Origin of the sequence: Gulosibacter sp. 10 (assembly GCF_900163695.1) — a bacterium.
Lineage (GTDB): Bacteria > Actinomycetota > Actinomycetes > Actinomycetales > Microbacteriaceae > Gulosibacter.
Genome location: NZ_FUIC01000037.1, coordinates 1 through 26,239, shown reverse-complemented (window position 1 = coordinate 26,239; position 26,239 = coordinate 1). Strand labels below are relative to the sequence as shown.

At 71.6% G+C, this 26,239-nt stretch carries 30 protein-coding genes; 13 read left to right on the top strand and 17 right to left on the bottom strand.

What is annotated here, in order from left to right:
* Nucleotides 1-46: 46 nt before the first annotated feature.
* Entirely contained in the window at nt 47-1,267 is a 1,221-nt protein-coding gene (locus FM112_RS13410; protein WP_087008431.1) for an MFS transporter, read from the bottom strand.
* 69 nt (nt 1,268-1,336) lie between these two features.
* On the opposite strand from FM112_RS13410, the gene FM112_RS13405 reads away from it, so the two are divergent.
* Entirely contained in the window at nt 1,337-1,714 is a 378-nt protein-coding gene (locus tag FM112_RS13405; RefSeq protein WP_087008429.1) for a MerR family transcriptional regulator, read from the top strand.
* Nucleotides 1,715-1,767: 53 nt separating this feature from the next.
* On the opposite strand, the gene FM112_RS13400 is transcribed toward FM112_RS13405, so the two are convergent.
* Nucleotides 1,768-2,997, bottom strand: a complete 1,230-nt coding sequence (locus tag FM112_RS13400; protein WP_087008427.1) for an MFS transporter — start codon at nt 2,995-2,997, stop codon at nt 1,768-1,770.
* A gap of 96 nt (nt 2,998-3,093) precedes the next feature.
* On the opposite strand from FM112_RS13400, the gene FM112_RS13395 reads away from it, so the two are divergent.
* A complete protein-coding gene (locus FM112_RS13395; protein ID WP_217874574.1) occupies nt 3,094-4,080 on the top strand; it encodes a LysR family transcriptional regulator in 987 nt (328 codons plus the stop codon).
* A 34-nt stretch (nt 4,081-4,114) separates the two neighbouring features.
* On the opposite strand, the gene FM112_RS13390 is transcribed toward FM112_RS13395, so the two are convergent.
* Nucleotides 4,115-4,657, bottom strand: a complete 543-nt coding sequence (locus FM112_RS13390; protein WP_140400692.1) for a hypothetical protein — start codon at nt 4,655-4,657, stop codon at nt 4,115-4,117.
* 382 nt (nt 4,658-5,039) lie between these two features.
* Between FM112_RS13390 and FM112_RS13385 the strand changes: the two genes are divergently transcribed.
* The gene (locus tag FM112_RS13385) at nt 5,040-5,873 is read left to right on the top strand and encodes an ABC transporter ATP-binding protein (protein ID WP_087008580.1); all 834 of its coding nucleotides are present in this window, start codon (nt 5,040-5,042) and stop codon (nt 5,871-5,873) included.
* Complete coding sequence (locus FM112_RS13380; RefSeq protein ID WP_087008423.1) at nt 5,870-6,643, top strand: ABC transporter permease; 774 nt, start codon at nt 5,870-5,872, stop codon at nt 6,641-6,643. The genes FM112_RS13385 and FM112_RS13380 overlap by 4 nt, the downstream gene beginning before the upstream one ends.
* A gap of 76 nt (nt 6,644-6,719) precedes the next feature.
* Here FM112_RS13380 and FM112_RS13375 read toward each other — a convergent pair whose 3' ends face one another.
* Entirely contained in the window at nt 6,720-7,997 is a 1,278-nt protein-coding gene (locus tag FM112_RS13375; protein ID WP_176386834.1) for an MFS transporter, read from the bottom strand.
* A 122-nt stretch (nt 7,998-8,119) separates the two neighbouring features.
* Between FM112_RS13375 and FM112_RS13370 the strand changes: the two genes are divergently transcribed.
* A complete protein-coding gene (locus tag FM112_RS13370) occupies nt 8,120-8,437 on the top strand; it encodes a helix-turn-helix transcriptional regulator (RefSeq protein ID WP_087008421.1) in 318 nt (105 codons plus the stop codon).
* 81 nt (nt 8,438-8,518) lie between these two features.
* On the opposite strand, the gene FM112_RS13365 is transcribed toward FM112_RS13370, so the two are convergent.
* A complete protein-coding gene (locus FM112_RS13365; RefSeq protein ID WP_087008420.1) occupies nt 8,519-9,115 on the bottom strand; it encodes a TetR/AcrR family transcriptional regulator in 597 nt (198 codons plus the stop codon).
* Between the two features lie 77 nt (nt 9,116-9,192).
* Between FM112_RS13365 and FM112_RS13360 the strand changes: the two genes are divergently transcribed.
* Both FM112_RS13360 and FM112_RS13355 read left to right on the top strand, forming a co-directional pair.
* On the top strand, nt 9,193-9,945 hold the full coding sequence (locus FM112_RS13360) for an SDR family oxidoreductase (RefSeq protein WP_087008418.1): 753 nt from the start codon (nt 9,193-9,195) through the stop codon (nt 9,943-9,945).
* On the top strand, nt 9,945-11,189 hold the full coding sequence (locus FM112_RS13355; protein WP_217874572.1) for a Cmx/CmrA family chloramphenicol efflux MFS transporter: 1,245 nt from the start codon (nt 9,945-9,947) through the stop codon (nt 11,187-11,189). Before FM112_RS13360 ends, FM112_RS13355 begins: the two co-directional genes overlap by 1 nt.
* A 94-nt stretch (nt 11,190-11,283) precedes the next feature.
* Here the strand turns inward: FM112_RS13355 and FM112_RS13350 are convergent, their stop codons facing one another.
* Entirely contained in the window at nt 11,284-11,835 is a 552-nt protein-coding gene (locus tag FM112_RS13350; RefSeq protein WP_087008416.1) for a GNAT family N-acetyltransferase, read from the bottom strand.
* A gap of 60 nt (nt 11,836-11,895) precedes the next feature.
* Between FM112_RS13350 and FM112_RS13345 the strand changes: the two genes are divergently transcribed.
* The 3 genes from FM112_RS13345 to FM112_RS13335 all read left to right on the top strand — a co-directional run bounded on the left by FM112_RS13345 (nt 11,896) and on the right by FM112_RS13335 (nt 13,436).
* Nucleotides 11,896-12,504: a TetR/AcrR family transcriptional regulator gene (locus FM112_RS13345; protein ID WP_087008413.1), complete on the top strand. Its 609-nt coding sequence runs from the start codon at nt 11,896-11,898 to the stop codon at nt 12,502-12,504.
* A 56-nt stretch (nt 12,505-12,560) separates the two neighbouring features.
* Nucleotides 12,561-12,698 (top strand): hypothetical protein, encoded by a 138-nt coding sequence (locus tag FM112_RS17285; RefSeq protein ID WP_176386833.1) that lies wholly within the window; start codon nt 12,561-12,563, stop codon nt 12,696-12,698.
* Between the two features lie 429 nt (nt 12,699-13,127).
* Nucleotides 13,128-13,436 (top strand): MmcQ/YjbR family DNA-binding protein, encoded by a 309-nt coding sequence (locus tag FM112_RS13335; RefSeq protein WP_087008573.1) that lies wholly within the window; start codon nt 13,128-13,130, stop codon nt 13,434-13,436.
* A gap of 140 nt (nt 13,437-13,576) precedes the next feature.
* Here FM112_RS13335 and FM112_RS13330 read toward each other — a convergent pair whose 3' ends face one another.
* The 7 genes from FM112_RS13330 to FM112_RS13300 form a co-directional block, all read right to left on the bottom strand.
* A complete protein-coding gene (locus FM112_RS13330; RefSeq protein WP_087008412.1) occupies nt 13,577-14,938 on the bottom strand; it encodes an MFS transporter in 1,362 nt (453 codons plus the stop codon).
* A gap of 186 nt (nt 14,939-15,124) precedes the next feature.
* Nucleotides 15,125-15,568, bottom strand: coding sequence for a MarR family winged helix-turn-helix transcriptional regulator (locus FM112_RS13325; RefSeq protein WP_087008410.1), 444 nt, complete (start codon nt 15,566-15,568; stop codon nt 15,125-15,127).
* A 164-nt stretch (nt 15,569-15,732) separates the two neighbouring features.
* A complete protein-coding gene (locus FM112_RS13320; RefSeq protein ID WP_087008408.1) occupies nt 15,733-16,797 on the bottom strand; it encodes an MFS transporter in 1,065 nt (354 codons plus the stop codon).
* Entirely contained in the window at nt 16,794-17,099 is a 306-nt protein-coding gene (locus FM112_RS13315) for a multidrug efflux SMR transporter (RefSeq protein ID WP_254910502.1), read from the bottom strand. The genes FM112_RS13320 and FM112_RS13315 overlap by 4 nt, the downstream gene beginning before the upstream one ends.
* A gap of 142 nt (nt 17,100-17,241) precedes the next feature.
* On the bottom strand, nt 17,242-17,562 hold the full coding sequence (locus tag FM112_RS13310) for a multidrug efflux SMR transporter (protein ID WP_087008404.1): 321 nt from the start codon (nt 17,560-17,562) through the stop codon (nt 17,242-17,244).
* Between the two features lie 147 nt (nt 17,563-17,709).
* Entirely contained in the window at nt 17,710-18,156 is a 447-nt protein-coding gene (locus FM112_RS13305; protein WP_087008402.1) for a MarR family winged helix-turn-helix transcriptional regulator, read from the bottom strand.
* A 76-nt stretch (nt 18,157-18,232) separates the two neighbouring features.
* Nucleotides 18,233-19,120 (bottom strand): EamA family transporter, encoded by an 888-nt coding sequence (locus FM112_RS13300; RefSeq protein ID WP_087008400.1) that lies wholly within the window; start codon nt 19,118-19,120, stop codon nt 18,233-18,235.
* A 71-nt stretch (nt 19,121-19,191) separates the two neighbouring features.
* On the opposite strand from FM112_RS13300, the gene FM112_RS13295 reads away from it, so the two are divergent.
* Nucleotides 19,192-20,085 (top strand): LysR family transcriptional regulator, encoded by an 894-nt coding sequence (locus FM112_RS13295; RefSeq protein ID WP_087008398.1) that lies wholly within the window; start codon nt 19,192-19,194, stop codon nt 20,083-20,085.
* Between the two features lie 60 nt (nt 20,086-20,145).
* Here the strand turns inward: FM112_RS13295 and FM112_RS13290 are convergent, their stop codons facing one another.
* Nucleotides 20,146-20,811, bottom strand: a complete 666-nt coding sequence (locus tag FM112_RS13290; protein WP_087008396.1) for an NAD(P)-dependent oxidoreductase — start codon at nt 20,809-20,811, stop codon at nt 20,146-20,148.
* Nucleotides 20,808-21,722, bottom strand: a complete 915-nt coding sequence (locus tag FM112_RS13285) for an EamA family transporter (RefSeq protein WP_087008394.1) — start codon at nt 21,720-21,722, stop codon at nt 20,808-20,810. The genes FM112_RS13290 and FM112_RS13285 overlap by 4 nt, the downstream gene beginning before the upstream one ends.
* Nucleotides 21,723-21,800: 78 nt before the next feature.
* Between FM112_RS13285 and FM112_RS13280 the strand changes: the two genes are divergently transcribed.
* Complete coding sequence (locus tag FM112_RS13280; protein ID WP_087008392.1) at nt 21,801-22,685, top strand: LysR family transcriptional regulator; 885 nt, start codon at nt 21,801-21,803, stop codon at nt 22,683-22,685.
* A 29-nt stretch (nt 22,686-22,714) separates the two neighbouring features.
* Here the strand turns inward: FM112_RS13280 and FM112_RS13275 are convergent, their stop codons facing one another.
* Nucleotides 22,715-22,954: a hypothetical protein gene (locus tag FM112_RS13275; protein WP_087008390.1), complete on the bottom strand. Its 240-nt coding sequence runs from the start codon at nt 22,952-22,954 to the stop codon at nt 22,715-22,717.
* A gap of 66 nt (nt 22,955-23,020) precedes the next feature.
* Nucleotides 23,021-24,994 (bottom strand): VWA domain-containing protein, encoded by a 1,974-nt coding sequence (locus FM112_RS13270; protein ID WP_087008388.1) that lies wholly within the window; start codon nt 24,992-24,994, stop codon nt 23,021-23,023.
* 167 nt (nt 24,995-25,161) lie between these two features.
* Between FM112_RS13270 and FM112_RS13265 the strand changes: the two genes are divergently transcribed.
* Nucleotides 25,162-26,239: serine/threonine-protein kinase (locus FM112_RS13265; RefSeq protein WP_176386832.1), on the top strand; the 1,078-nt coding region annotated here is incomplete at its 3' end.

Genomic DNA, 26,239 nt, shown 5'->3' with positions numbered 1-26,239 from the left:
CTGCCAAGCCGGATCGCCCTCCGAAGGGCTGCTGTGGGGTGCTCGATCATTCGTCGGCGCTCCCGTCCGACGCGGCCGCCCGGCCGCCGGGGAAGCCTGCGCGCGAGGCGAGGATGACGGCCAGCGTCGGCACCAGGAGGGCCACGAGCGCCCAGGGCAGCGCGAGCACGCCCGCTTTCGCGAGCAGCACGCCGCCGACGACGCCGCCGAGGGCCATGCCGACGTTCCAGAGGGTGACCAGCATCGACTGCGCGGTATCCGCCGCCTTGCCGCCCGCATCCGCGATCGCCGTCTGCGTCAGCGTCGGTACGCCGCCCCAGCCCAGGCCCCAGAGGATCACCGCGACGTAGACGAGCGCGTGGATCGAGTGCACGACCGCGAGGGCCGCCGCGGCGATCGCGACCAGGACGGTCGCCGCGAGGATGAGGGCGCGCAGGCGGGTCTGGATGAGCGCGCCCGTGATCCAGATGGAGACCAGCGAGGCGAGGCCGAAGGCGAGCAGCACGAGATCGACGCGGTCGCCGAGGCCGATGCTCTCGAGGTAGGCGGCGATGTAGGTGTAGCCGATGGTGTGCGCGAGGATGAACAGCAGCACGACCGCGAGGACGGCGATGACGCCCGGCGTCGCGAGGGTGGCCCTGACGCCGGTGCTCCTGTCCCGCGGCAGGCCGGGCTGGTCGGGCACGAGCAGCAGCACCCATGCCAGCAGCAGCACGGTGATGATCGTCATGGCCAGGAATGCGCCCCGCCAGCTCGTGAGGTTCGCGACGAACGCGCCGGCGGGCACGCCGAGCCCGAGTGCGACGGGGATGCCCGTCATGACCAGGGCGATGGCCTTGCCCTGCAGCTCGGGGGCGACCATGCGGCGCGCGTAGCCCGCGATCATCGCCCACGCCAGACCGGCGGCGACGCCGGCGGCGAAGCGGGCGATCATCGTCAGTGCGAAGTCGGAGGAGAGCACCGTGACGGTGTTCGAGACGGCGAACAGTGCCATGGTCGCCAGCAGCAGGGGCTTGCGCCGCCATCTGGCCGTCAGGATCGCCAGGGGGATCGTCGTCAGCGCCGTCGCGATCGCGTAGACGGTCACGGTCTGCCCGGCGGCGGACTCGCTCACGCCCAGGCTCGTGCTCATGCCCGGCAGCACGCCGGCGGGCAGCGTCTCGGTCAGCGAGGTGATGAAGACCGCCGTGGTCAGCGCCAGCAGAGGCGCCAGCGGCAGGCGGGAAGTGGGCGGATGCGTCGTTGTCGTCGTGTTCGAGGTCGTCATGAGAACATGGTCGAACCTTGACGGTAGTGTCAAGGTCAAGTCGGATCGTGCAGCGACGGGGGAGTGCGGATGCGGATCGGCGAGCTGGCCGGGAGAACCGGGACATCGGCGCGGCAGCTGCGCTACTACGAGGCGCAGGGCCTGATCCTGGCGCAGCGCACCGAGAACGGGTACCGCTGGTACGAGGAGGCCGACGTCGACCGCGTGCTGCAGATACGCGGCCTGCTCGACGCCGGGCTGCCGGTGCGGATCATCAAGCAGATCCTGCCCTGCCTGGACAAGCCGCGCACGATCTACTTCAAGGACGCCACCCCGGAGATGCTCGCGCTCCTGCGGCACCATCGGGACCGGATGGACGAGCGCATCCGGTGCCTCGCGAGGAATCGGGACGCCATCGACGAGTACCTCGGCGAGGTGGGGCGCTGCGCGGCGGAGCGGAGCGCGTAGGGCGTCGGACATCTCCGCCCGGCGCTCCTCATGGGAGCCGGGCCGGGACGGATTCAGCGCGGGCCCGCGCCGGTCCGCCCGGCCGGGCTGCGCTTCGGGCCTGGCCCGAGCAGGCCGACGAGCAGGGAGGCCAGGGCGAGGGCGGCGGTGGCCCAGAGCATCGGCACGATGCCCGCGCTCTCGACCACGAGGCCACCGGCGGCTGCGCCGAGGGCGATGGAGCCGGTGAAGATCCCGACGTACAGGCCGGTGATGTGCTCGACCCGATCCGGCGCCGCGGTCGTCATCCACAACTGCGCGCCGACCGAGAGGCCGCCGTAGGCGACGCCCCAGAGGGCGATGGCGATCCCGGCGGCAAGCGCGCTCGTGCCGAACCCGGCGAGGACCGCGATCGCGATCGCGATCCCTGCCGCCAGCAGCAGCACGGTGAGGCGGGGCTTGCGGCCGGCCGCGGCTCCGGCGACGAAGTTCCCCACCAGACCGAACGCCCCGTAGAGCAGCAGGAGCAGGGCGATGGAGTTGGCGGAGAGGCCGGTCTGGTTCTCGAGCACTGGGCGCACGTAGGTGTAGGCGGCGAAATGCGCCGTCACCAGCAGCACCACGACGATCAGCCCGGTGACGACGCCCGGGCGCAGCAGCGACCTCCGAGGCGCGGCGTCGCCGGTCGTCGCATCCGCCGCGGGCCGGCGCAGCGTCGGCAGCGCGAAGACCAGGGCGAGGGCGATCACGAGCGCCAGCGCCGCCAGGGCGCCGAACGCGGCCCGCCATCCGAAGGCGTTCCCGATGAGGGTGCCCAGCGGCACGCCGAGCACCGAAGCCGAGGCGACGCCGCTGACGGCGAACGAGACGGCGAGGGCGACGTCGCGCGGGGCCACGAGCCGGGTTGCGACGGCGGAGGCCATGCCCCACACCACGCCCATCCCGATGCCGAGGATGATCCGCGACACCAGCAGCAGTCCGAAACCGCCCGCGACCGCGGTCAGGGCGTTGCCGAGGGCGAGGACGACCATCGCGGCGGCGAGGACCTTGCGGCGGTCGAGGTCGCCGAGGAGACGCGGCACGACCGGGGCGGCGACGGCGGAGACGAGGCCCGTGACGGTGAGGCTCGTGCCGGCGGCGCCGGGGGAGATGCCGAGGCCGTCGGCCATCGGGGTGAGCACCCCGACCGGCAGCATCTCGGAGGTGACCACGAGGAACGTCGCCAGGGTGAGCACGCCCACGGCGCTCCACCGGCGCGCCGACGTGCGATCCTCTCGGGCGGGTGACGATACGGAAGCGTTCATAGCTGCAAGCCCACCGCCTCGAGGCCTCGGGAACAACGGCGAACTCCTCATCGATCGATGAGCAGCACTGATCGATCGGGGGATAGGCTGACGGGCATGAGCGCCGAGTACCCGACCATGCATCAGGCGAACATCCAGCAGATCGAGTGCCTGATCGCGCTCGGCGAAGAGCTCCACTTCGGCCGCACCGCCGAGCGCCTGGGCTACTCGCAGTCCCGCGTCAGCCAGCTCATCGCCGAGCTCGAGACGCGCGTCGGCGCGCGCCTCGTGGAGCGCACGAGCCGCCGCGTCGCCCTCACCCGCATCGGCGCGCAGTTCGTCGCCGAGGTCCGGCCCGCCTACCGGGCCCTGACGCGCACCTTCGCCCGCGCCCGCGAACGCGCCCTGCGAGGAGCCGTGGAGGAGCTGCGGATCGGGTTCACCGGCATGGTCTACGAGGAGATCACCACGGCCTTCCGCGCCCTCGACGAGGAGCGCGGCATCGCCGTGCACACCCACGACCTGCCGCTCGGCTCGCCGTTCGTCGCCGTGCTCGAGGGCGAGGTGGACGCGGCGATCGCCGAGCTGCCCGTTCACGAGCCCGAGCTGACCGTCGGGTATCGATTCCCGCCGCAGGATCAGCTCGTGGCCATCGCCAGCGCCCACCCCCTCGCCGGGCGGGACTCGATCGATGTCGAGGAGCTGGCGGGGCTCGACCTGCTGCACCGCGTCGGCGACGCACCGCACTACTGGAAGGCCGCCCGAACCCCGCCGGCGACCCCGGCCGGCGCGCCGATCCTCTCCACGACGGGCATCACGACGATCCAGCAGGGGATGGCGCTCGCGGCCTCCGGGCGCCACGCGCTGCTCGCGTGCCGGCCATTGGCCGAGCACCACACCCGCACCGATCTGCGCTTCATCCCCGTCCGTGGCCTCGAGGCCACCAGCCGGCTCGGGCTCGTCTGGCGCGCCGACCGCACCAGTCCGCAGCTCGTCGCCCTCGCGCGGCTCCTCGAGCACGGAGCTCCGGCAGGGGATGGCGCGGCATCGATGGAACGCGAGACGACTCCGCCGGCCGGCAGGCGCCCCGTCTGCGCACCATGACCGCTCCCCGGCCCGAGGGGGCTGACCGGATGGGCTATCCGGGCTGGGCGACGGGCGCGAGGCCCACGAACTGCATCCGGTCCTGTCCGTAGAAGCATGTCTGCAGGGCGAAGTCGCCGCCGAGGCCGGCGAGGTCGTCGGTGGTGGCCCAGACCTTCGGGGTGTGCCGGATGTCGACGACCTCGTACACGGTCTCGTCGCCTTCGACCTGCACGTGCTGGCCGATCTCCCAGGTCAGGATCACATCGCCCTGGCAGTTGTTATGCGCGGCCCAGATCGGCGGCACCTCCGGATGCTCGTACGAGGCCATATGGGTGAAGGTGCCATCGCATCTGTCGAGTTCGGGGATGTGCCCGCTGACGCCGAGCCGGACGGTCGGGAGCTCGCCGGTGGCCTGCTCCCGGATGTCGGCGGCGGTGTCGATGAGCGAGGTTCGAACGTTGCCGTAGTGATACGCGACCTCGTCGGGGGCGAGCAGCGTCGCCGTCCCGAGCGCGGCGCCCGAGACGAACAGCACTGCGCCGAGCGCGCCGAGCACCCTGCCTCTGCGGCGTCTTCGTGGGGACTTTCCGGACATGCCCCGTCCTCTCATCAGTGCTGGCGTGAGCTTAGCAAGGCGGACTTGTATCGCATCGGCGCGGGCTGAGCGCCTCTTCGCCGGACGCGGACGACCTCGCATCGACCGGCATGCTCCAGACCGGCCCGGCAGCTGCTGCGGACGGCGGAGCATCGCGCGGGCCGAGGCCCAGGGTCGCGGCGAGCCCTCCGCGACCCGTGCCCCCACGACTCGATTCCGCCCCGGTACTCAGTGATGCTAAGCATAAGTACCCAGTGTTACTTTGTAGCGGTAGTCAGTGTCACCGAGTAGTTCGGGTCGCGACTGCCCGAACGAGTTCCGGAAGCGGCGGAGTCCTCTCCGCAGGATGACCGGAACAGCCGAGCGAAGGGGAACGATGATCATGACCGCGAAACGGGACGACCGGGAGCGCGCGCCCGGTCGAGGCGATCGACGAGGCGGAGGGGAGGGATCGGCGGCGATCCGGGTGCGCGGACTCGAGAAGTCCTTCAAGGCGCTTCCCGTGCTGCGCGGCGTGGACTTCGAGGTGGCGCGGGGCGGCATCTTCGCCCTGCTCGGGTCCAACGGGGCCGGCAAGACCACGCTCGTCAGGATCATGTCCACGCTGCTCAGGGCCGACGCGGGAACGTGCGCCATCGGCGGATTCGACGTGGCGGCGCAGGCCGCCGAGGTGCGGAAGTCGATCAGCCTCACCGGACAGTTCGCCGCGGTGGACGAGGTCCTCACGGGTCGCGAGAACCTCGTGCTGATCGCGAGGCTCCGCCGCCAGTCCGATCCCGGTGCGACCGCCGATGCGCTGCTCGCCCGCTTCTCGCTGGGCGAGGCGGGAGGGCGCCGGGTCGCCACGTATTCCGGAGGGATGCGGCGGCGCCTGGACATCGCCATGAGCCTGATCGGCGATCCGGCGATCGTCTTCCTCGACGAGCCGACGACCGGGCTGGACCCGCAGGCGCGCATCGAGGTGTGGCAGGCGGTGAGGGGGCTGGCGGAGAGCGGGACCACGGTGCTGCTCACGACCCAGTACCTCGAGGAGGCCGAGCAGCTCGCCGACCGCATCGCGATCCTGCACCGGGGCCGCATCATCGCCGACGGCACGCTCGACGAGCTGAAGCGGCTGCTGCCCCCGGCGAAGACCGAGTACGTCGAGAAGCAGCCGACGCTCGAAGAGGTGTTCCTCGCGATCATCGGCGACGACGCGGAAGGGGCCGGACGATGACCGTGCGTGCTCTCGGCGACACCGCCATTCTCACCGGCCGCTCGCTGGCACACATCCTGCGCAGCCCCGACACCATCATCACCACGGCGCTCATGCCGATCGCGATGATGCTGCTGTTCGTCTACGTGTTCGGCGGCGCGATCGACACCGGCCCCGGAGCGGCGGACGGCGCGTATGTGGACTACCTGCTGCCCGGCATCCTGCTCATCACGGTCGCCTCGGGCATCGCCTATACCGCGTTCCGCCTCTTCACGGACATGACCGGGGGCATCGTCGAACGGTTCCGATCGATGCCCATCGCCCGGTCGAGCGTGCTGTGGGCGCATGTGCTCACCTCGCTCGTCGCGATCCTCGCGTCGCTCGTGGTCGTCGTCGGCGTCGCCCTGCTCATGGGCTTCCGCTCGAGCGCGAGCCCCCCGGAGTGGCTCGCCGTCGCGGGGATCCTCATCCTGTTCACGCTGGCGCTGACCTGGATCGCCGTGATCCCCGGTCTGACCGCGAAGTCCGTCGACGGCGCGAGCGCCTTCTCCTATCCGCTGATCTTCCTGCCCTTCCTCAGCTCCGCATTTGTGCCCACGGAGTCGATGCCCGGCCCGGTGCGCTGGTTCGCGGAGAACCAGCCGGTGACCGCCATCGTCGACACGATCCGCGCTCTGCTCGCCGGGCGGCCCGTCGGCGCCGAGATCTGGATCGCGCTGGCCTGGTGCCTCGGCATCCTCGCCATCGCCTACCTCGTCGCGACGACCATCTACCGGCGCAAGACCCGGTGAGCCCCGCATCCCTCGCCGATGCGATCCCGAGGGGCGCGGGTGGGGTGCGGTCCTCGGGCCGCACCCCGGCCCCGCCTCAGCGGGCCGCCTCGACCCCCTCGGCGGGTCGGCGTCTGCCGGCGCGGGTGAGCGCGGCGAAGGCGATGCCCGCGAGTGCGACGAGCGCGATCATGGTCCCCGCCGCGATCATGAGCCCGCCGCGGTAGATCCACGGCTCGCCCGGCCCGCCGGAGGCGACCAGCTCGCCGGGGGCGCCGGGGAGTGCGGCGGTGATGACCGCGGCGAGGATCGCGGCGTAGGCGGCGACGAACACCGCCTCGGCGCCGATGCGGAAGAGATTGATGACGCCGGATGCGGCGCCCGCCCGTTCGGCGGGCACGGCGGCGAGCGCTTCGGCGTCCACGAACCCGAGGGGCAGGCCGAAGCCCAGGCCGAGCAGGAGCATCGGCGCGACCCCGAGCACGACCGGCAGATCGGGGCGCAGCAGGAGGAGCACGCCCGCGCCGCCGACGACGAGGCACGCGAACGAGGCCGCGATGATCGCGGCCGGCGTCACTCGGGTGCGCTCCATGATCCGGTGCACGGCGACCGGGGCGATGAGCACCGGGATGGTCATCACGAGCATCAGCGCGCCGATGACGCCCGGGGCGAGGTCGTGGATCGCGCCGAGCGCGCCGGGCAGGTAGGTGAGGAACGTGACGAAGCCGATCGCCCCGGCGACGGGGACGAGCGTCATGGCGAGGAACCTCGGGGCGCGCAATGCCGAGAAGTCCAGCATCTCCCGCAGCGAGGTCGCGCCGCGGCCGAGCTGCGGCAGCCGCGTCGCGCCGATGAGGGCGATGAGCAGCACGATGGTGTGCGCGGCGAAGATGCCCGTCCAGCCCCAGGCCGACAGCAGCAGCCCGGAGAGGGCGGGTCCGGCAGCGAGCCCGAGGCCGTTGACCGTGCCGAACAGCGCGAACGCCTGGGCTTTCGCCTTGCCCTCGAACAGGTGGCTCAGGATCGGCGCCGCCCCGGTGAGCACGGCCGCGGAGCCGATGCCCGCGACGATCCGACCCGCGTCCAAGGCGATGATGCTCGGGGCCAGCGCGCTGACGACGCCGCCGATGACCGCGATGACGATGCCGATGCGGAACGAGCGCGTGTACCCGATCCGGTCGGAGAAGGCGCCCCAGGCGATCGTGCAGACCGCGAAGGAGACGTTGAAGCCGTTGACCACCCACTGCAGCGGGGTCGGGCTCGATCCGAGGTCGGCGGCGATCGCCGGGAGCGCGACGGCGGTGCCGGAGATGGACAGCGGGATGACGAACTGGGCCAGCAGGATCACGGCCAGCAGCAGTCTGGGGCGGGGCATACGCACTCCTTTGGTTCGATAAAGGGCTAAGGTTCGATTAATAACGAACCTAGGCTGTCATGACGGTAAGGTACGATGCAAATCGAACGTGCTGCACGACTGGGATATGGAGGGCGGCGAGCATGGCGAACCCGACTGCCGGTGCTGAGCCGGAGGAGATCGAATTGGGCGCGGTGCTCTCGGCGCTCGCCGACCCGCACCGTCGGAAGGTCGTTCACGATCTCGTGAACGATGCCGACGGCAGCGAGCGCTCCTGCACGAGCTTCGGCCTCGACCTGTCGAAGTCCACCCGCAGCCACCACTTCAAGGTGCTCCGCGAGGCCGGCCTCGTGCACCAGGTCGACCGGGGCAACCGGAGCGAGGTCACGCTGCGCAGGCGCGACGTCGACGAGCGGTTTCCGGGCCTGCTCGACCTGATCGGGCGCGAGGGCGAGGGCTGACGCAATCGCCGGTCCTCAGCGGGCGTGGCGGCCCGGCGTGCCGGGCGGGCGCGTCCATGACAACTGCCGGAGCGGTCGCGATCAGTCGGGCAGCGCTGCGAGTGCGACCTGCACGATGGCGTCGAGCTCGCGTCGCGAGGCGCCGTCGCGAGCCCGCTGCACCAGCCCTCCGATCATCGACATGACGTAGCCGACCAGGCCGACCGGATCCACCTCGGGGGAGAGTCTGCCCGCGGCGATATCGGCGTCGACCCTCTCGCGAAGCGCGCGGTCCTTCTCCCCGCGCAGGTGCGAGAGCGACGCCCGCACCTCCTCGTCATCCGTCCCGGCGTCGCCGCTTCCCAGGAGGCAGCCGCGCGGCAGTCCGCGACGCGTGTACCGGCCCGGGGCCTCGGTGAGGATGCGGCGCATCGCACCGACGGCGGTGGCCTCCTCCCGGATCGCCGCGTTCATGAAGTCCCCGTACGCCTGGTCGTAGACGCGGATCGCCTCGTCGAACAGCGCGCGCTTGCTGCCGAACGCGTTGTACAGGCTCGGCTGCCCGATCCCGAGCTCCTCGCTGAGATCGCGGACCGAGGTGGCCTCGTAGCCCTTGCGCCAGAACAGGCGGATCGCGCGGTCGAGCGCGGCGTCGCGGTCGAAGCTCCGCGGCCGTCCCTGCGCTGTCCTGGTGCTCATGCCCCCATTTTAGAGCATCCACTACAAAAGGTGTTACGGTGCATATCTCTAGCGTTCGCTACATAAAGGAGGATGGGATGGCAGGACTCGACGGGAAGACGGCGCTCGTCACGGGGGCGACGCGGGGCATCGGCCGCGCCATCGCCCTGCGATTGGCGGGGGACGGGGCGCGAGTGGCCGTCCACTACGGCTCGAGCGACGAGGCCGCGGGACGCGTGGTCGAGCGCATCCGGGCGCGGGGCGGGGAGGCGTTCGCGGTGCGATCGCGCCTGGGCGTTCCGGGAGACGTGAAGCGGCTGTGGTCGGAGTTCGACCGGCACGCGGACGGGGTGGACATCATCGTCAACAACGCGGGCATCCTCGGCGGCAGAACGGCCTACCCCGAGGTCGACGAGTCGGACTTCGACGAGGTGTTCGCGGTGAACACCAGGGCGCCGTTCTTCATCGTGCAAGAGGCGCTGAGCCGGCTGCGCGAAGGAGGGAGGATCATCAACCTCTCGTCCTCCCTCACGCACGGCTCGCGCAATCCCGACCTGCTGGCCTACTCCATGTCGAAGGCCGCGATCGACGCCTTCACCGGCGCGCTGGCAAAGCAGCTGGGGTCCCGCGGCATCACGGTCAACGCGGTCGGTCCCGGAGCGACCGCCACCGATATGAACGCCGCGCGCCTCGCCACCGCGGAAGGCAGGGAGGCGATAGCGTCCCGGTCTCCGCTGAACCGCGTCGCGGCGCCGGAGGACATCGCCGACGTCGTCGCGCTCCTCGCCTCCGACGATGCCCGATGGGTGACCGGTCAGTGGGTCGACGCGACCGGCGGGGCGCTGCTGTGATGCCCGGACCCGCGACTGCCGTTCGAGCAGCCGGGCCGGCGACGCGGCGCGGCGGCCTGCCGCTGGCGATCTGGGGCATCGGCTTCGGCATCTTCGCGCAGGGCACCAGCGAGCTCATGCTCGCCGGGCTCCTGCCGGAGATGGCCGGCGACCTGGGGGTGACGATCCCGCAGGCGGGCTGGCTCATCAGCGCATTCGCGCTCGGCATGCTCGTCGGCGCACCGGTTCTCGCGGTGCTCACCCTGCGCTGGCCGCGCAGACTCGCGCTGCTCGTGTTCCTCGGCGTCTTCGTCATCAGCCACGTCGTCGGCGCCCTCTCCGAGAGCTACGGGCTGCTGTTCGCGATGCGGTTCCTCGGGGCATTCGCCTACGCGGGGTTCTGGGCGGTCGGCGGCAGCACCGCGATGTCGATGGTCGGCCCCGAGCGTCGCGGCCGGGCGATGAGCATCGTCGCCGGAGGGCTCACCGTCGCCACCGTGATCGGTCTTCCCGCCGGCACCTGGATCGGCCAGCTCTTCGGCTGGCGCGGGGCATTCTGGGCCGTGGCGATCCTCTCGGCCTTCGCGGCGCTCGTACTGCTCGCCTCGGTGCCGAAGCTGCGCTCCGAGAACCCGCCAAGCGTGCGCGAGGAGCTGCGCGGGCTGAGGCCGCCGCGCCTCTGGCTCTCCTACGGGATGACCGCGGTCGCGACCACGGCGCTGCTCGGTACGTTCTCCTACCTCGCCGCGATGCTGGTCGAGGTCACCGGTTTCGACTCGGCCTGGGTGCCCGCCGTGCTCTTCGGGTACGGGCTCGGCGCGCTCATCGGCATCGCCATCGGGGGCAAGGCCGCCGACCGGTTCCCGCGGGCGGTGCTGGGAATCGGTTTCGCCGGCCTGCTCGTGGCGTCGCTGCTGCTCTCGCTGCTCGCGCACCATGCCGTTGCGACCGCGACGCTCGTGGTCGCGGTCGGGCTGCTCGGCTTCAGCACCAACCCGGCGCTGAACTCCCGCTTCCTCGCCATCGCGCCCGAGGCGCCCACCCTGTCGGTGTCGGGCAATATCTCGGCCTTCAACGTCGGCATCACCCTCGGCCCGTGGATCGGGGGACTCGTGCTCTCCGGCGGATACGGCTATCCGGCCATACCGGCGGTCGGCGCGGGAATCGCGGCCCTCGCGCTGCTGCTCTGGGGATGGGATATCGCGCTGCAAGCGCGGCGGCGAGCCCGCGAGGCCCGGGAGAAGATCGCCGCCAGCACTGGCTGAGGCGTGGGCGATCGCGGGGGACCGCGAAGAGCTCGGCGATTGCGAGCCGATGCCCGCGAGGGCGGCGCCGTCGAGCTGCGGCGGAGTGCGCGGGTCAGCGGTCGCCGGCGAGCATCGCGAAGACGAGGGTGTCCGTCCACTCGCCCTTGTTCCACCAGTCCTGCCGCATGTGCGCCTCTTGTCGCATCCCAAGCGCCGACGCGAGTTTGGCCGACGCGACATTGCGGGCATCCATCTGCGCCGTCACGCGGTGCAGGCGGTAGTGCTCGAACGCGACGCGCAGCACCTCGGCGACCGCTTCTCGGGCGAAGCCCCGGCCGCCGTGGGCGGGGTCGAGCACCCAGCCGACCTCCGCGATGCGGCGCTCGACATCGGTGAGCCACAGCAGCACATCCCCGATCGGGGTGCAGTCGCGCTCGATCACCAGTGCGAGCGCGGCGGCGTCGCTGTCGAGGTCGGTCTTGACCAGCCGCTCCTCGGTCCGCTTCGCCGCATCCTCCGGTGTCCACGGCTCGTCCAGCAGATACCGCGCCACCTCGGGCTGCGAGTAGACGCCCTGCAGCCACTCCGCATCACTCGACTCGTGCGCGCGCAGGCGAAGACGGTCGGTGGCGAGGGGGAGCAGCGAGGATCGAAGACCGTTCACGTCGGCAAAACTAACATAGTACGGATATCAATACAAACATCGTTCGGATAGCCTGGCGGCGTGAGTTACTGGGAGCACCGCAAGCCCGTGCAACGGGCGCGCGCGGTCGATGTGGGCGAGGCCGCCCGTGCCGCGACCGCTCTGCTGGACGAGGGCGGGCTGCGTGCGCTCACCGTGCGAGCGGTGGCGGCGCGGCTCGATGTGGCACCGGCGAGCCTGTACTCGCGCCTGGAATCGGTCGACGACCTGTTCGACCTCGCCCTCGATGCGGCGCTCGGCGATGATCCGGCCATCCGGGCAGCACTGGTCGATGCGGGCATCGCCGAGCTGATGCTCGCCTATTTCCGTCACCTCTCGAGTCATCGGTGGGCGTGCCAGGTGATCGGCATGCGCGCGCCCCGGGGCCCGAACTACCTGCGGCTCTCCGAGCGCATGGTCGTGCTGCTGGCCGAGGACGGTGCGGCGGATCCCCTGAGCGCTGCGTACGCCCTGTCGAACTTCGTGATCGGCAGCGCCACCACGGCGCCGATGGCCGACGACGAGCGCGCCGCGCCGGTCGACCCTGAGATCGCACCGATCTACGCGCGGCGGCACGCCGAGCATGCGGTCGATCCCGAAGCCATCCTGACCGCGGGGCTCGCCGCGCTGCGCGCTCGGGTGACGGGGTAGAGGTCGATGCAAGGGGCGAGCGCTCAGGGAAGCAACGCTACTGACGCCCCGCTGGTTTGAATCTGCGGCCTCGATTCCACGCCTGCGTCGCCGACTACCTGAGCGAGCACATGGACACCGTTCGGAAGCGGATCGAAGAGCTCGACGAACAGCGCGGCACCATCGAGCACCTCCAGCGGCTCATCGTGGCCTGAGGCAGGCCGAGCACCATCGGCCGCTTCCCCAGCGCGAAACTGCTCGGAGCAACGACCTGATCCGCAATTCCAGGCACGGGACTGCAGCGAGCATGCTTACGACGGCGCTAAGAGGCCTCTCGCTGCCTCCGCCAGAGATCGATGTCTAGCCGATACCCGGCAGGCAGTGCCAGAGCGCTCAGGCCGGCTTGGCTGTGGAATCGCACGTGGGAATGCTCCTGCGAGCCGCGAACTCGTCCCGGCTCAAGCCGGCCGCCGAGGAGCTCCCATTCGTCCCGGTCGTTCATGCCCAGCAGCACGCCGTCGTCCTCGTCGAGAACGACTCCTTTCACCGAGACGGGCCACCGCATAGGCAGAAGCCTAGGTTCTCCATCTGGACGAGTGAGCCCGCCGAGGCGCGTCCGTACTGCGGTCCCTAGACTGATGGCTGTGATCACCGAGGACACCGCCCGCGAGCTGGCGCTAGCACTACCGGGGGCCATCGAGCAAGACCACCACGGCTTCCCGTCCTTCCGGGTCAACGGCAGGATCTTCGCGACACTGCCTCAGCCCGACCGGCTGCGAGCGATGCTCGACGAACCCGAGATCCGCACCGCGGCCTCCGAACACCCCGAAGCCTGCACGGAGTACTACTGGGGCAAACGCCTGGCCTGCGTCGAGATCGACCTCGCCGGCACTGACGCGGAACTCGTCCGAGACCTGCTCGCCCAGGCCTGGGAGCATCAGGCACACAGATGAAACGCCTGGCGACCAGACAGCGCTGTCCGGAGTGGTGGACTCGTAGGGGCGAAACAGTAGTTTGGGCCTGATCTGCGGTTTTCAGTCTACTGCTGGCGTCAGCGCTCGTCGGAGGCTGCCGCGTGTGTCCGGCCGCGTCATCACTTCCTGACTACTTGTCCTCGCGGCAGGCGTGCCGCAGTGATGGCCATGAGCGCGGTGAACACGGTGAGGTACGCGAACGTCTCGGGTCGAACGGTCATGGTGAGGGCGATGAGGATGGTGCAGACCGAGACGCCCAGGGCGCTGCCGAGTTGCGTGGCCAGACGGCCTGCGGTGCTGGCGTGGACGACCTCGTCGGGGGTGAGCTGGTGGTAGGTCGCGGACATGGTCAGCACGGTCAGCGCTCCGATGCCGCCTCCGCGTACCAGCAGTTCGATGCCCTGGACGATGAGCCAACCGGTCGTCTGCTCTACCGGGATCGCGAACACCAGGGTGCCCGTGATGGTGCAGATGATGAAGAGGTACGCGGTCGTGCGGGTACCCCATAGGACGACGAGTCGATTGGAGAGCATCCGACTGCAGTACGCTCCGACGCTCTGGATCGCCAACAGCAGCCCAGCGGCGAGAGCGGTGTAAGCGAGGTTCTGCTGGTAGTGCAGCGGGATGAGGAACAGGCCGCCGTAGAACACGATGCTCGCGATCACCAGCGTCGACCAGGACGAGGTGAACGAGCCACGGGCGAATAGGTGCACGTCGATCAATGGCGAGGACGAGCGGTGCGCGTGCAATGCGTAGCCGCCGATGAGCAGCACCCCACCGGCGAACAGCACGATACTGACCCAGGCGGCGGTGCTGCCGGTGGTGGTCAGGCCGTAGACGGCGGCGAGCAGGCCCGGAGTGAGCAGCAGGCAGCCGGTGGCGTCGAGCCGCACTGTACGGTCGGCGGGTACTCGGTGGAGGAGGCGGATCGCGAGCAGGATCGCCACGATGCCGATGGGCACATTGATCAGGAAGATCGATCGCCACCCGATCCCGTCGAGCAGCACCCCGCCGATCAACAGCGCGATCGTCGGGGCGATCACGGCGGGTAGACCGACAGCGGTCATCGCACGCGTAGCCTGCGCCTTGCCTGCGCTCGTGACCATCAGTGTTTGCATGATCGGGATCGAGAACCCTGCCGCCAACCCCTGGGCGAGGCGGAAGCCGATGAGCGATTCGATGCTCCAGGCGCTCGCGCACAGGATCGATGCGATCGTGAACACGGCCAGCGCCACGGTCCACACGCGGGCAGCACCGAAGCGGCGGGTCGCCCACCCGCTGAGCGGAATCGCGACCGCTGAAGCCAACCCGTACCCGGTGATGACCCGCTGGGTCAGCGCGACCGGCGAGTCGAACACCGTGCCGAGGGAATGGACGGCGACATTGACGATGCTGGTATCGAGAAGCGGCAGCACCGCGCCGAAGACCAGCGCGAGCACGATTCGCCGTGTCTCGGGGCTGAGACGATCATCCTGCCTCATCAGGGTGGCTCCTTTCGAATACCGCCCTGCACGCGCGAGGGATATGCGGGCATGGCGAGATAGCCCGGCGACGCTCAGGCATCAGAGGGCGGTGAGAATGTGTGGGTGATTTAGGCGGTGAACGGGCATGCCGGAATCACCCGCTGGTACTCGGGCGTCAGCGGGCGGTGGGAGCGCGTTCGCGGTCTAGGCGGAGAACGGGCCGGTCTGCGTGAGCGCGGTCAACATCGCTGCGAACTGCTCTCGCGCGTCGGACGGCCAACCGCTCAGGAAGTCGTCCAGCAGCACGGTGAGACGAGAACGCATCACCGCCACGGTCTGCTGCCCGTCCGGGGTCAGCGATAACTGTGTCCAGCGTGCATCGCGAGGATCGGCGCCACGAGCTACGAGGCCTGCCATCTCCAGTGTTGACGCGTGGCGGGAGACCACCGAACGATCCAGGCCGACAGCATCGGCCAGTTCCTTCGCGGTCGACGGTCCGCAGCGGTCGAGGCCGCTGAGCACTGGATACGTCGACTCGTTCACTGCGTCGCCGAGTCCTTCGGTCAATCGGGCGTAGATTCGCTGTCGAATGTCGCGCTGCAGCAGGGCGCCGAGCGCGTCGGCGACCTGCTCACCTGAATTGCTCATACCTCCATCCTATGCGTGCTTCATGCACGCATGCAAGTGGCACGCATATGGATCGAGCACGCCATAGCCCACTGCACGTGGTCAAGGGGTTGCTGCCTCATGGGCTGCATCCCGTGCTCCCGGCGGCGCTCATCGAGCTGGAGCAGCAGGGCGGTTGTCCCGCGCTATGCGGCGATCGTCACGCCGACCGCGAGCGCTCCGAGTCCGAGGCCGACGTCGAAGCAGATGTTCCAAGCCGCGCTCGCCCTGTTGACGGCGGCAGCGGTGTTCGCCCGGTTCATGAGGACGGTGAGCGCGACGATCTGGGACGCTCCCGAGGCGAATCCGACGACGACGCCGGCCGCGAGCAGCTGCGCCGGGAGGGCGCTGAGCGCGATCCCGACGGCTCCGAGCGCGAGCAGCGCGAACGAGAGCAGCCCGACGTTGAACGACGTCCAGCGGTTCGCCGCCCGGCCGCCGATCATCCGCCCGGCCGCGAGCGCGCTTTGGATCGCGAACGCCGCGAGCACGGGCAGCCAGGCGCGCCGGTCGTCCGGCTCTGCCGAGAGGCCGGAGAGCACGGAGGCGTAGACCGTGACGGCGAGCAGGTGCGCTCCGAGCCCCATGAGGTCGCCCCATCCCCAAGGCCGGGGACGCGCGGCCGAGTCCGGAGGCCCGCCGCGCGCGTCCCCTCCGTCGGCCGAGGCGCCGCCCTCGGGCTCCGCGGTGCGCCGCGCCGGGAGAAGCGACGCGGCAGCGAGGAGCGCGCCCGCGAGCGCGACGCCGTGGATGCCGAACGTCTGGGCGAGCCAGAGGCCGAGGGGAGCGCCGAGCGCCCCGCCGATGGCCGATCCGAATCCGTAGAGCCCGAGCGCGTTCCCCAGCAGCTCCGCCGGGGCGGCCTCCTTGACCCAGGCGGTGCTGGCGACGACGAAGCCCCCGAACCCGGCGCCGAGCAGCACCATGCCCGGCCAGTGCCCCGCGAGCGGCATGACAGCGCTCCCGGCTCCCATCGACACCACTGCCGCCGAGACCATGCGCCGCCGGCTGGTCGGCCATCTGCTCAGGAGCGGCACGAACGGCTGCACGGCGACGACGATGAGCATGACGATCGCGACCCGCGCTCCCGAGCCGGGACCGTCGTCGGCGAGGGCGCTGGGGGCGGCGGCGTAGAAGCTGTAGAACGCGGCGAAGGCCCCGCCCGCCGTGGTCGCGATACCGCGGGCGGAGGCCGGCGACTGCCGAGTCATGCCGAGGTGCGGTCCGGCGCCTGGATCTTGGCCTCGAGCTTCGGGCTGTCGGCGAGCTTGAGCCACACGACTCCGGCGATGATGACCGCCAGCCAGAACCCCTTGGCCGGGGTCAGCGTCTCGTCGAAGAACGCCGGCCCGAGCACGGCCGCGCCGATCGCGCCGATGCCCGCCCAGACGGCGTAGCCGATGCCGACGTCGATCCTCTTGAGCGCGACGCTGAGGAAGAACAGGGTGAACAGGAAGAACACGACGGCGATGGCGGACCAGAGCGGGTCGGTGAATCCGGCGCTGCCGTTCACGGAGAGGGCGTAGCCGACCTCGAAGGCGCGGGCGACGAGCAGCGCGATCCAGGCGCCGCCCTTCTTCTCGGCCTGGACGGGGGGCGGCGGATGCGGTTGTCGTAGTCATGCGAGTTTTCCTTTCGAGAATGCGCGGGCGGGGTCAGGCGGTGCCGGCGAGGTTGAGGCCGACGACGCCGCCGATCACGACGAGGATGCCGAGGAGCTTCTTCCAGGTGAGCTTCTGGGAGAGGAAGAGCGCGCCGATGATGACGATCCCGACCCCGGCCAGCGAGGTCCAGAGCGCGTAGCCGACGCCGACGTCGAAGGTCAGCAGCGCCAGGCTGAGGAAGAAGGTCGCGATCGCCCCGGAGACGAGGGTGGCGACCGTCCACCAGAGGTGCTTGAAGCCGTTCGCCTTCCCGGCGGAGATGCCGACGGCGACCTCGAAGACGATCGCGACGCCCAGATAGAGCCAGCTCATGATGATGTTCCTTTCGGCGGGTGCCCGGCCGCGCGGTTGCGCGGCCGGAGGGGATGCGGATGGCGGGTGAATGGTTCGACGATGTATAAGTGTGTGTACATACACATATATGGGTGGAAAAGCGCCCGCGGCGAGACGCTGCGGGCGTCAGGGCTCGACGAGCGCGCTCACCTCCGCGAGCGCCGACGCCACGAGGCCGGCGTCGAGATGGGGGAAGTGCTTCGCCGGGTTGCTCAGCAGGTCCTGCACGCGAGCCTCGAACGGCTCGCGCACCTCGCGCAGCAGCGCCTCGCCCGGCTCGTCGATCACGGCGTACACGCCGCGCCCGTCGTCCTGGCACACATCGCGGCGAGCGTGCCCCTTGGTCTCGAGGCGGCTGACGAGGCGGGTGGTCGAGGTCGAGGTGAGGCCGACCCGCTGGGCGAGCACCGTGATCCGCAGCTCCTTGCTCGATTCCCGGCTCAGGAGGGTCAAGGCGCGGTACTCGGTCAGGCCGAGGCGGTAGTTGTCGCCCAGCCACTTGTCGAGGCTCGCATCCACCGCCGAGGCGAAGGCCGCGACTCGCGACCACGCGCCGCTCGCGCTGTCGGTCATGCCGCCCTCCGGTTCGTAAAGTGCGTGTACATGCACCTATATTATCGAGAGCTTCGCCCGAGTCAAGTGCGGCGCGTCATCGTCTCCGTCGCGATCTCGATGCGGGCGCGACGGCGACGAGCACCACGCCCGCAACGACGAGCGCGCCGCCCGCCAGCTCGCCCGGCTGCACGCGCTCGTCGAGGAGCAGCCACGCCGAGGTCATGCCGAATACCGGTACGAGCAGGGAGAACGGCGCGACCAGACCCGCGGGATGCCGCGACAGCAGCCAGGTCCAGATCCCGGAGCCCCCGATCGTGGCGACGATTGCCGTGAACAGCAGGCCGAGCGTCGGCCAGAGCCCCTCCGGGCCGATCGCGCCGCGCAGCGCCGCCCCGATCCGCTCGGGCCCCTCGAGCACCGCGCTCAGGGCGAGGAGCGGCAGGGGAGGGACGACGGTCATCCAGAGCATCAGGCGAAACGGCTCGGTCGTGCGCGCCTGCCGGTTGCAGACGTTGCCGATCGCCCATCCGAGCCCCGCCGCCAGAGTGAGGAGGAACGGCAGCAGCGCGGCGTGCTCGGCGCGCTGCCAGCCGACCACGAGCAGCCCGAACAGCGCCGCGACGATGCCGATGGCGCGGGCCGGCGTCGGCCTCTCGCGGAGGAGGACCGCGCCGAGCAGCACCGTGAACGGCGCCGAGGACTGCAGGACCAGCGAGGCGAGGCCGGCGGGCATCCCCGCCGCCATGCCCCAGTAGAGGAAGCCGAACTGGAGCACGCCGAATCCGAGGCCGTAGCCGATCACCCACCGCCGCCGCACCCGGGGCGGGCGCACGAACAGCAGCGTCGGGATCGCGATCAGCCCGAACCGCAGCGCCGCCAGCAGCAGCGGCGGGTAGGCGGCGAGCGATAGGTCGATCGCGATGAAGTTGACGCCCCACAGGGCGGCCACCGCGATCGCGAGCAGCACGTGTCGGATCGGCATGCACTCATCGTTCGCCGCGGCCTTCTTGAGGTCAACTGAAAGGATTTGCAGTAACTATGTAGGCTGACTGCATGGACGTCCGGCATCTCCAGCTCCTGCGCGAACTCGCGGATCGGGGGAGCGTGACCGCGGTGGCGGCCGCCACGCATCGGACGGTCTCGGCCGTCTCGCAGCAGCTGCGCACCGCCCAGCGGGATGCGGGCATGCGGCTCGTCGAGCCGGCCGGCCGCGGCGTCCGGCTCACCGACGCCGGACGGCTGCTCGCCGAGGGCGCCGTCGAGGTCGAGACGGCGCTCGCCGCGGTGCAGGCGCGGTGGGACGCGTACCGCGACGATCCTGGCGGCCCGGTCGGCGTCGTCGCCTTTCCGAGCGCCGCGACGCTCCTCTTCCCGCGGCTGCTCGACGCGGCGCAGCGGGAGGGCATCGAGCTGCGCGTCACCGATCTCGACCCCGCCGAATCCGAGTTCGCGGGCCTGACGGCGGAGTTCGACATCGTGATCGCGCACAGCCTCGGCGGGCCTCGACCGGTCGGCGCCGAGTCGCTCGTCGTGCGCGAACTGGTCGCGGAGCCGCTCGACATCGCCATGGCGCCGTCCCATCCGCTCGCCGCCAGGGCCCGGCTGCGCGCCGAGGACGTGGCCGAGGCGACCTGGATCGGCGTGCCCCGCGGGTATCCCTTCGACACGGTGCTGAACGCCATCGAGCAGCGGGTCGGCGAGCCCCTGCGCGTCGCGCAGCGGGTCCGCGACAACCGGCTCATCGAGGCCCTCGTCGCGGGCGGCGACCGCCTCGCCGTGCTGCCGCGGTTCACCACCGCGGGCAACGACTCGCTCGTGCTGCGTCCCATCGTCGACGTCCCGGCGCTCCGCCACATGACCGCCGTCATGCGTCCGGACCGGGCCCGCCGGCGCGCGGTCGGCACCGTGCTCGCCGCGATCGCCGATGCGGCCCGGCAGCAGACCTAGACGTCGGCATCGGATCCGGCCCGTCCGTCTCCCGGGGCTCATCGCGAGTCCGGTCGGATCTCACCGCTCGCTCCTATTCGTCGCCGCGGCCTGCACGACGGTGAAGTGCCGGTCGCGGCCGGGATGCTCGAGCTCGTCGAGGACCGCCAATGCGAGATCGGCCGCGGCGATGCGCGATCGGCCGTGCTCGTCCACGAGGAGCGTGGTGGTGCCGCGGCGGTAGCCGCCGGACTGTTCGCCGCGCTCGAGCATCGCGGGAGGACTCAGATACACCCAGCCGCGGTACGGATGCGCGGCGCAGGCGCGGTACTGCTCCAGGCTCGCCCGCGCGATCCGCCGCCACGCCTCGGGCACGTGCTCGGGGTCGTCGATCAGGAGCGTGCCGGGATCGCTCGGGGAGCGCAGCGGCGCCGAGCCTCCGATCACGAGCACGGGGGCGTCCCGTCGTTCAGCCGCGTCGAGCAGACCGCGGGTGAGGGCGGCAAGCCGATGCTCGTCGCCGGGAGCGAGGCGGACGGCCAGCACGGCCGCATCGACCTCCGAGAGCGCCGGGTCGAGCGCGGCGGGATCGCCGACGTCGGCCGCCATCTGCGTGATCCGCGTTCCTCGAGCCTCGTCCGGGCGCGGATGCCTGGAGAGCGCGAGCACGTGATGGCCTCGGCTCGCCGATTCGGCGACGATGGCGCTGCCGGCCATGCCGGTCGCTCCGAAGACGGCGATTCTCATGAGACGATGCCCTTCCGCCCGGGCGCCAGCTGTCCCGCGAGCATCGCCGCGAGGGCGAGCACGAATCCGGCGAGCTGGAGCGGCGTGAGGGTCTCGCCCGCGAGCACGACGCCGAGCACGGCGGCGACGAGCGGGGACAGCAGTCCGAGCAGCGCGGTCGCGGTGACCGGGAGCCTGCGGATGCCGGAGAACCAGATCGTGTAGGTCGCCAGCGCCCCGATCAGCCCGAGCCAGGCGTAGCCGAGCAGCGCCGGCCCGTCGATGCCGGCAGGGACGCCGTCGATCGCCAGCGCCGGGATCAGCAGCACGAGCCCCGCGGCGGTGAGCTGCCAGCCGGCGAGCCCGATCGCCGAGACCCCCTCGGGCCGTCCCCACTTCTTCGTGAGCACCACGCCGGTGCCCATCGACGCGGCGCCCGCGAGGCCCGCGAGGATGCCGATCGCGTCGAATCCGGCATCCGGGCGGAGCACGACCATGGCCACTCCGAGCATCCCGGCCGCGCCCCACCACACCCGCCAGGCCGAGAGGCGCTCGTGCAGGATCGCCACGGCGAGGAAGGCCACCACGATGGGCTGCGACGCCCCGAGCGTGGCGGCCACGCCGCCCGGCAGGTGCTGCGCGGCGACGAAGAGCAGCGGGAAGAACGCCCCCATGTTCAGCGTGCCGAGCACGAGGCTCTTCCACCACCACGAGCCCCGCGGGAGGCGCCGCGAGACGAGCAGCGCGATGAGCCCCGCGGGGAGCGAGCGCATGAGCGCCGCGAAGAGCGGATGCCCCTCGGGCAGCAGGTGCGTGGTGACGATGTAGGTGGTGCCCCACACCATCGGCACGATCGCCGTCAGGGCGGTCCAGCCGAAGCGGGCCCCCGCGGTGGTCGCGGACGGCGCCGTCGGAGCGGTCGTAGTGGTCATGGATCCAGCATGGGCGCCCGAAACCGATGGGTGCAATACATGATTGCCATGGCATCCATGGGCTGAAAGCATGGATGCATGGAATTACGGCATCTGCGCTACGTCGTGGCGATCGCGGAGGAGCAGAGCTTCACGCGCGCCGCTGAGCGCTGCTTCATCGTGCAGTCCTCGCTCAGCCACCAGATCAAGGCCCTGGAGCGGGAGCTGGGCGTGGCGCTCTTCGCCCGCACCAGCCGCCGCGTGGAGCTCACCGCCGCGGGGCGGGCGTTCCTGCCGGCGGCACGGGTGAGCATCGAGGCGGCCGAGCGCGCGGCCGCCGAGGCCGTCGCCGCCACCGGCGAGATCCGCGGCACGCTCATCCTCGGGGTCATCCCGACGGCGACCGCCGTGGACGTGCCCGCCGTGCTCGGCGAGTTCCGCCGGGCGCATCCGGCGGTGCGGGTGCGGCTGCGCGGCGGCGGCAGCGACGAGTTCGTCGCGGCGATCGCCGGGGGCGGGATGGACGCGGCGCTGCTCGGGCTGTCCGGAGCGACGACGCCGGAGGGGGTGGAGTTCCGCGAGCTCGCGAGCGAGCGGCTCGTCGCGGTCGTCGACGCCCGGCACCGCCTGGCCGCTCGCCGCCGCATCCGCCTCGAGGACCTCGCCGGGGAGCCCTTCGTGGATTTCCCCCAGGGCTCGCCCGGCCGCGTCCAGTCCGACCTCGCGTTCGAGGGCGCCGGGCTGGCCCGCGAGGTCGCCTTCGAGGCGGCGAGCACCGACCTCATCCTCGGGATCGTGCGCGAGGGCCTCGCCGTGACGCTGCTCTCGGCCGCGGTGGTGCCCGAGCAGGCGGAACTCCGCACCGTCGCCGTGGCGGACGGCCCGACCCGCGTCGAGTACCTCGCCTGGAGCGCATTCAACCCCAGCCCGGCCGCGACGGCTTTCCTGCAGCTGCTGGCGGGGGAGCGCGACCGGCGGAGCTGATCGAGCCGGCCGCTCCGGCTCCGCGGCCGCTACCGCTGCGCGTCGTGCACGACGCCCCGGGCGCTCGCGGCACCGGATGCGCCGTCGGTGCGGGACGCGAGGGAGCTCATCACCACCGAGCAGACCGTGAGCGCGGTGCCGACGAGGAAGCAGACGATGCCGATGACGGCCAGCGGGCCGAATCCGTCGGTGATGACGCCGATCGCCGTCGCGGCGATGCCGAGGGCCTCGAGGACGACGCCCAGGGCCAGGATCTTCGTGAAGCGCATGCGTCGATTCTACGGGCGGAGCGCGTCCCGGGCGGGCCGGCGCGCGATCCGCCGGCCCGCCCGGCCTCACCGCCTCGCGCGGTTGCGCCGCACGAGCCAGATGCCGGCTCCGGCGGCGCCGAGCGCGACGACCCCGGCGGCGATCGCCCCCACGAGCAGCGGCGAGACCCCCGCCCCGTCGGCGCCGGCCGCGGTCTCCTCGTCCTCCTCGACGGGCTCGCGGCGGTCGTCCACCGTCGGGTTGTCCGGGGCCTCGCCCTCGGTGATGAGCGCCGGGTCCTCGCCGGCCTCGCCGTCTACCTGCAGGGTGAGCAGGAACAGCACCGGCACCTGCGCCTCGTCCTCGTCGGAGCCGTGCGAGGTGTCGTAGCGCAGCTGCAGGGTATGCGTGCCGCCGAGCCAGGCGGAGCCCGCCACGAAGTCCTCGGACTCGCGGTTCGCGATGCCCACCGGGACCGGCATGCCGCCGCCGCTCGGGGTCGTGGACCGCAGGTTCGCCGAGCCGCCGTTGCTGACGCCGTTCTCGCGGACGAGCTGCCGGATGGGATTGTGCGTCGCGATGGTGAGTTCGTGGTAGTCGGCGAGCGCGGCGTCCTGCGGGCCCTCGAGCACCTCCACGGCCCAGGAGAGCTGCTGGCCCTCGTGCACGTCCACGGCGATCGTGCCCAGGTCGCCCGGCACCATCTCGATGGCGTAGGTGCCCGGCTCATGGAGCGGAGCGGTGGAGAAGGAGGCGCCGAGCTCGGTCACGTCGCCGGGGTCGGCGCCCGGCTCGGCGCCCTCGTTGGCGGCGGCCTCTGCGGGAGCGCCCGGGCTCTCTGCGCCGGCGGGCTCGATCGCCACGACGAGCTCGACGGGCAGGGGCTGGTCGGCGTGCGCGGGGCCGCCCCGTGCGACCCCGAGGTAGACCGGGCCCGGGGCGCACCCCTCCGGCCCCGCCGGATCCGAGCTCGCCTCGGCGAGCACGGGGGCGTCGCCCCGCAGCTGCGGGCCGATGTTGCCGCTGTCCCAGTGCGCGCAGGAGTCGCCATCGCCATCGACGATCGTCATGTCCAGGTTGAGGCTGTCGTCCTCGTACAGCGTGAGCCCGTCGTTCGCGGGCGGCGGCACGATCGTCGCGGTGGCGTGCAGGCGCTCGCCCTCCTCGAGGTCCACCCGGTAGTACTTCGCGGTGGACTCCGCGCCCGCCTCGAGCGCGAACGTGTCGAGGTATTCGCCGGGGGCGACGGTCGGCGCCGAGGCTGGGGCGTCGCCGCCCTCGACGGGGGTGCCCGAGACCTCGTAGCCCTGCATGGTCTGCGTGGTGCGCACGACGAGCTGCTTCGCGAGCTCGTCGCCGTCCTGGGCATCGGAGTACGTGCCGCCGGTAGCATCGGCGATGCAGGAGAGCTCGGCCCGCGCCTCCTCGTCCACGCGGAACCCGATGGCGTGGACGGCGAGATCGACGCCCTGCGCCTCGAGCTCCTCCGCCACCTCGCAGGCAGGCGGGGGAGCGCAGGTGTCGAGCCCGTCGCTGACGAGGACGATGGCGCGGGGCCCCTCGTCCGGCAGCTGCTCGGCGGCCACTCGCAGCGAGGCGCCGATCGGCGTGTAGCCGGACGGGGTCGCCTCCGCGATGCCGGTCTTGAGCGCCTCGGCGTTCCCGGATCCCACGGGGACGAGCGTCTCGATGTCCTCGCAGCTCGCCTCGCGGTCGGCATCGCCCGAGCCCGTGTTCGCCCCGTAGGCCACGAGCCCGAGCTCGGCGTCCGCCGAGAGCTGGTCGACGAGCCCCGTCGCCGCGGCCTGGGCGGCCTCCATGCGGGTGGCGCCCGAGTCGTCGCCGTCCGGCTCGGCCATCGAGCCGGACGCGTCGAGGATGAGCACGGTCGGCACGACGGAATCGTTCCCGCGGGAGTCGGCCTCGGCGCCGGGGGCCGGGGCGAGCGTCGAGAGCCCCACCGTCGCGACGAGGGCGGCGCCGAGCGCGGGGATGAGTCGTCGGGATCGGAACGGGGCGGTCCTTCCCGTGCGGCGGTCCTGCAGGCGTGTGCGGAGCATGGTCCTCTTTCTCGTTCGTCTGTCGGAGTGCGGATGATGCCGAACGTCACAAAGATTTGCATATGCAAACACTTGGTCGCAAGGGTCGTCGCGCCAACCCCACCCGCGGAGCAATCCCCCTGCGAGGCGGGGATGGGCGATCCGTCGGCCTGTAGCATGACGAAGCGATGGGAGAGTTGATCGCCGGGCGCGTCGAATTGCTCGACCCCCTGGGCCGCGGAGCCGCGGGGGCGGTCTGGCGAGCCGTCGATCGACGGCGCGGCGGGATCTGCGCGGCCAAGGTGATGCGGCAGCGCGACAGCGCCGACATCATCCGCTTCCTCCGCGAGCAGTCGGCAGGGGCGAGGCACCGCGGCGGCATCGGGGCCCATCGGCACCTCCTCACCCCCTACGCGTGGGTGGCCGACGAGGACGACGTGGTGCTCCTCATGCCGCTGGCGCGCGGGGGCACCCTCGCGGAGGCGTTGGGCGACCACGGAGCCCTCGCGCCGGCGCTCGTCGCCGAGCTCCTGCGTCAGCTGCTCGACGGCCTCGCCGCGGTGCACGCGGCCGGATGGGTGCACCGCGATGTCACCCCGGCGAACCTCATGCTCGAAGCCACGGGCACGGCCCGCCCGCACCTGCGCCTGGCCGACTTCGGCATCGCGCTCCGGCTCGGCGAGCCGCGGATGACCGCGCTGGGACACGTGCCCGGCACCCCCGGATTCATCGCCCCCGAGATCCTGCGGGGCGGCCCGGTCTCGACGGCGCAGGACGTCTGGGCCGCCGGGGCCGTGGCGCTGACCGCCCTCGACCCCCTGCTCGAGCTGACCGGGACGGCGGCGGACGAGCGCGCACGGCCCGCCGGGGAGGCCCTCGACCGGCTGCTGCCGGAGCGGGGGGAGCCCCGGGCGGACGCGCTTCGCGAGGCGCTGCTGCGGATGCTCGACGCCGACCCCGAGGCCCGGCCGGGCGCGGCCGAGGCGCGCGAGGCGCTGCCCGCGCCCGCCGGTCCGGCGGGGGACTGGGCGCTCACCGCCGAGGGCGAGGTCTTCGAGGTGTTCGACCAGATCGAGTCGTGGTCCGACGAGTCGAGCGGCCCGGAGCCCGCCCGCCCCGCGGGGGCGCCCGTATCCGCTCCGGTATCGAGCTCCGCCCTGGCGCCGAACCCTGCTTCGGCGCCGAACCCCGTCCCGGCACAGAAGCCCGCCCCGGCGCCGCGCCGCTCGCCCGCAGGACGTCGCCCGCCGACCGCAGCTCTTCCGC

Coding starts and splice junctions, on each gene's coding strand:
- FM112_RS13410 (WP_087008431.1), bottom strand. CDS start 1,267: ATGACGACCTCGAACACGACGACAACGACGCATCCGCCCACTTCCCGC.
- FM112_RS13405 (WP_087008429.1), top strand. CDS start 1,337: ATGCGGATCGGCGAGCTGGCCGGGAGAACCGGGACATCGGCGCGGCAG.
- FM112_RS13400 (WP_087008427.1), bottom strand. CDS start 2,997: ATGAACGCTTCCGTATCGTCACCCGCCCGAGAGGATCGCACGTCGGCG.
- FM112_RS13395 (WP_217874574.1), top strand. CDS start 3,094: ATGAGCGCCGAGTACCCGACCATGCATCAGGCGAACATCCAGCAGATC.
- FM112_RS13390 (WP_140400692.1), bottom strand. CDS start 4,657: ATGTCCGGAAAGTCCCCACGAAGACGCCGCAGAGGCAGGGTGCTCGGC.
- FM112_RS13385 (WP_087008580.1), top strand. CDS start 5,040: ATGACCGCGAAACGGGACGACCGGGAGCGCGCGCCCGGTCGAGGCGAT.
- FM112_RS13380 (WP_087008423.1), top strand. CDS start 5,870: ATGACCGTGCGTGCTCTCGGCGACACCGCCATTCTCACCGGCCGCTCG.
- FM112_RS13375 (WP_176386834.1), bottom strand. CDS start 7,997: ATGCCCCGCCCCAGACTGCTGCTGGCCGTGATCCTGCTGGCCCAGTTC.
- FM112_RS13370 (WP_087008421.1), top strand. CDS start 8,120: ATGGCGAACCCGACTGCCGGTGCTGAGCCGGAGGAGATCGAATTGGGC.
- FM112_RS13365 (WP_087008420.1), bottom strand. CDS start 9,115: ATGAGCACCAGGACAGCGCAGGGACGGCCGCGGAGCTTCGACCGCGAC.
- FM112_RS13360 (WP_087008418.1), top strand. CDS start 9,193: ATGGCAGGACTCGACGGGAAGACGGCGCTCGTCACGGGGGCGACGCGG.
- FM112_RS13355 (WP_217874572.1), top strand. CDS start 9,945: ATGCCCGGACCCGCGACTGCCGTTCGAGCAGCCGGGCCGGCGACGCGG.
- FM112_RS13330 (WP_087008412.1), bottom strand. CDS start 14,938: ATGAGGCAGGATGATCGTCTCAGCCCCGAGACACGGCGAATCGTGCTC.
- FM112_RS13325 (WP_087008410.1), bottom strand. CDS start 15,568: ATGAGCAATTCAGGTGAGCAGGTCGCCGACGCGCTCGGCGCCCTGCTG.
- FM112_RS13320 (WP_087008408.1), bottom strand. CDS start 16,797: ATGACTCGGCAGTCGCCGGCCTCCGCCCGCGGTATCGCGACCACGGCG.
- FM112_RS13310 (WP_087008404.1), bottom strand. CDS start 17,562: ATGAGCTGGCTCTATCTGGGCGTCGCGATCGTCTTCGAGGTCGCCGTC.
- FM112_RS13305 (WP_087008402.1), bottom strand. CDS start 18,156: ATGACCGACAGCGCGAGCGGCGCGTGGTCGCGAGTCGCGGCCTTCGCC.
- FM112_RS13300 (WP_087008400.1), bottom strand. CDS start 19,120: ATGCCGATCCGACACGTGCTGCTCGCGATCGCGGTGGCCGCCCTGTGG.
- FM112_RS13295 (WP_087008398.1), top strand. CDS start 19,192: ATGGACGTCCGGCATCTCCAGCTCCTGCGCGAACTCGCGGATCGGGGG.
- FM112_RS13290 (WP_087008396.1), bottom strand. CDS start 20,811: ATGAGAATCGCCGTCTTCGGAGCGACCGGCATGGCCGGCAGCGCCATC.
- FM112_RS13285 (WP_087008394.1), bottom strand. CDS start 21,722: ATGACCACTACGACCGCTCCGACGGCGCCGTCCGCGACCACCGCGGGG.
- FM112_RS13280 (WP_087008392.1), top strand. CDS start 21,801: ATGGAATTACGGCATCTGCGCTACGTCGTGGCGATCGCGGAGGAGCAG.
- FM112_RS13275 (WP_087008390.1), bottom strand. CDS start 22,954: ATGCGCTTCACGAAGATCCTGGCCCTGGGCGTCGTCCTCGAGGCCCTC.
- FM112_RS13270 (WP_087008388.1), bottom strand. CDS start 24,994: ATGCTCCGCACACGCCTGCAGGACCGCCGCACGGGAAGGACCGCCCCG.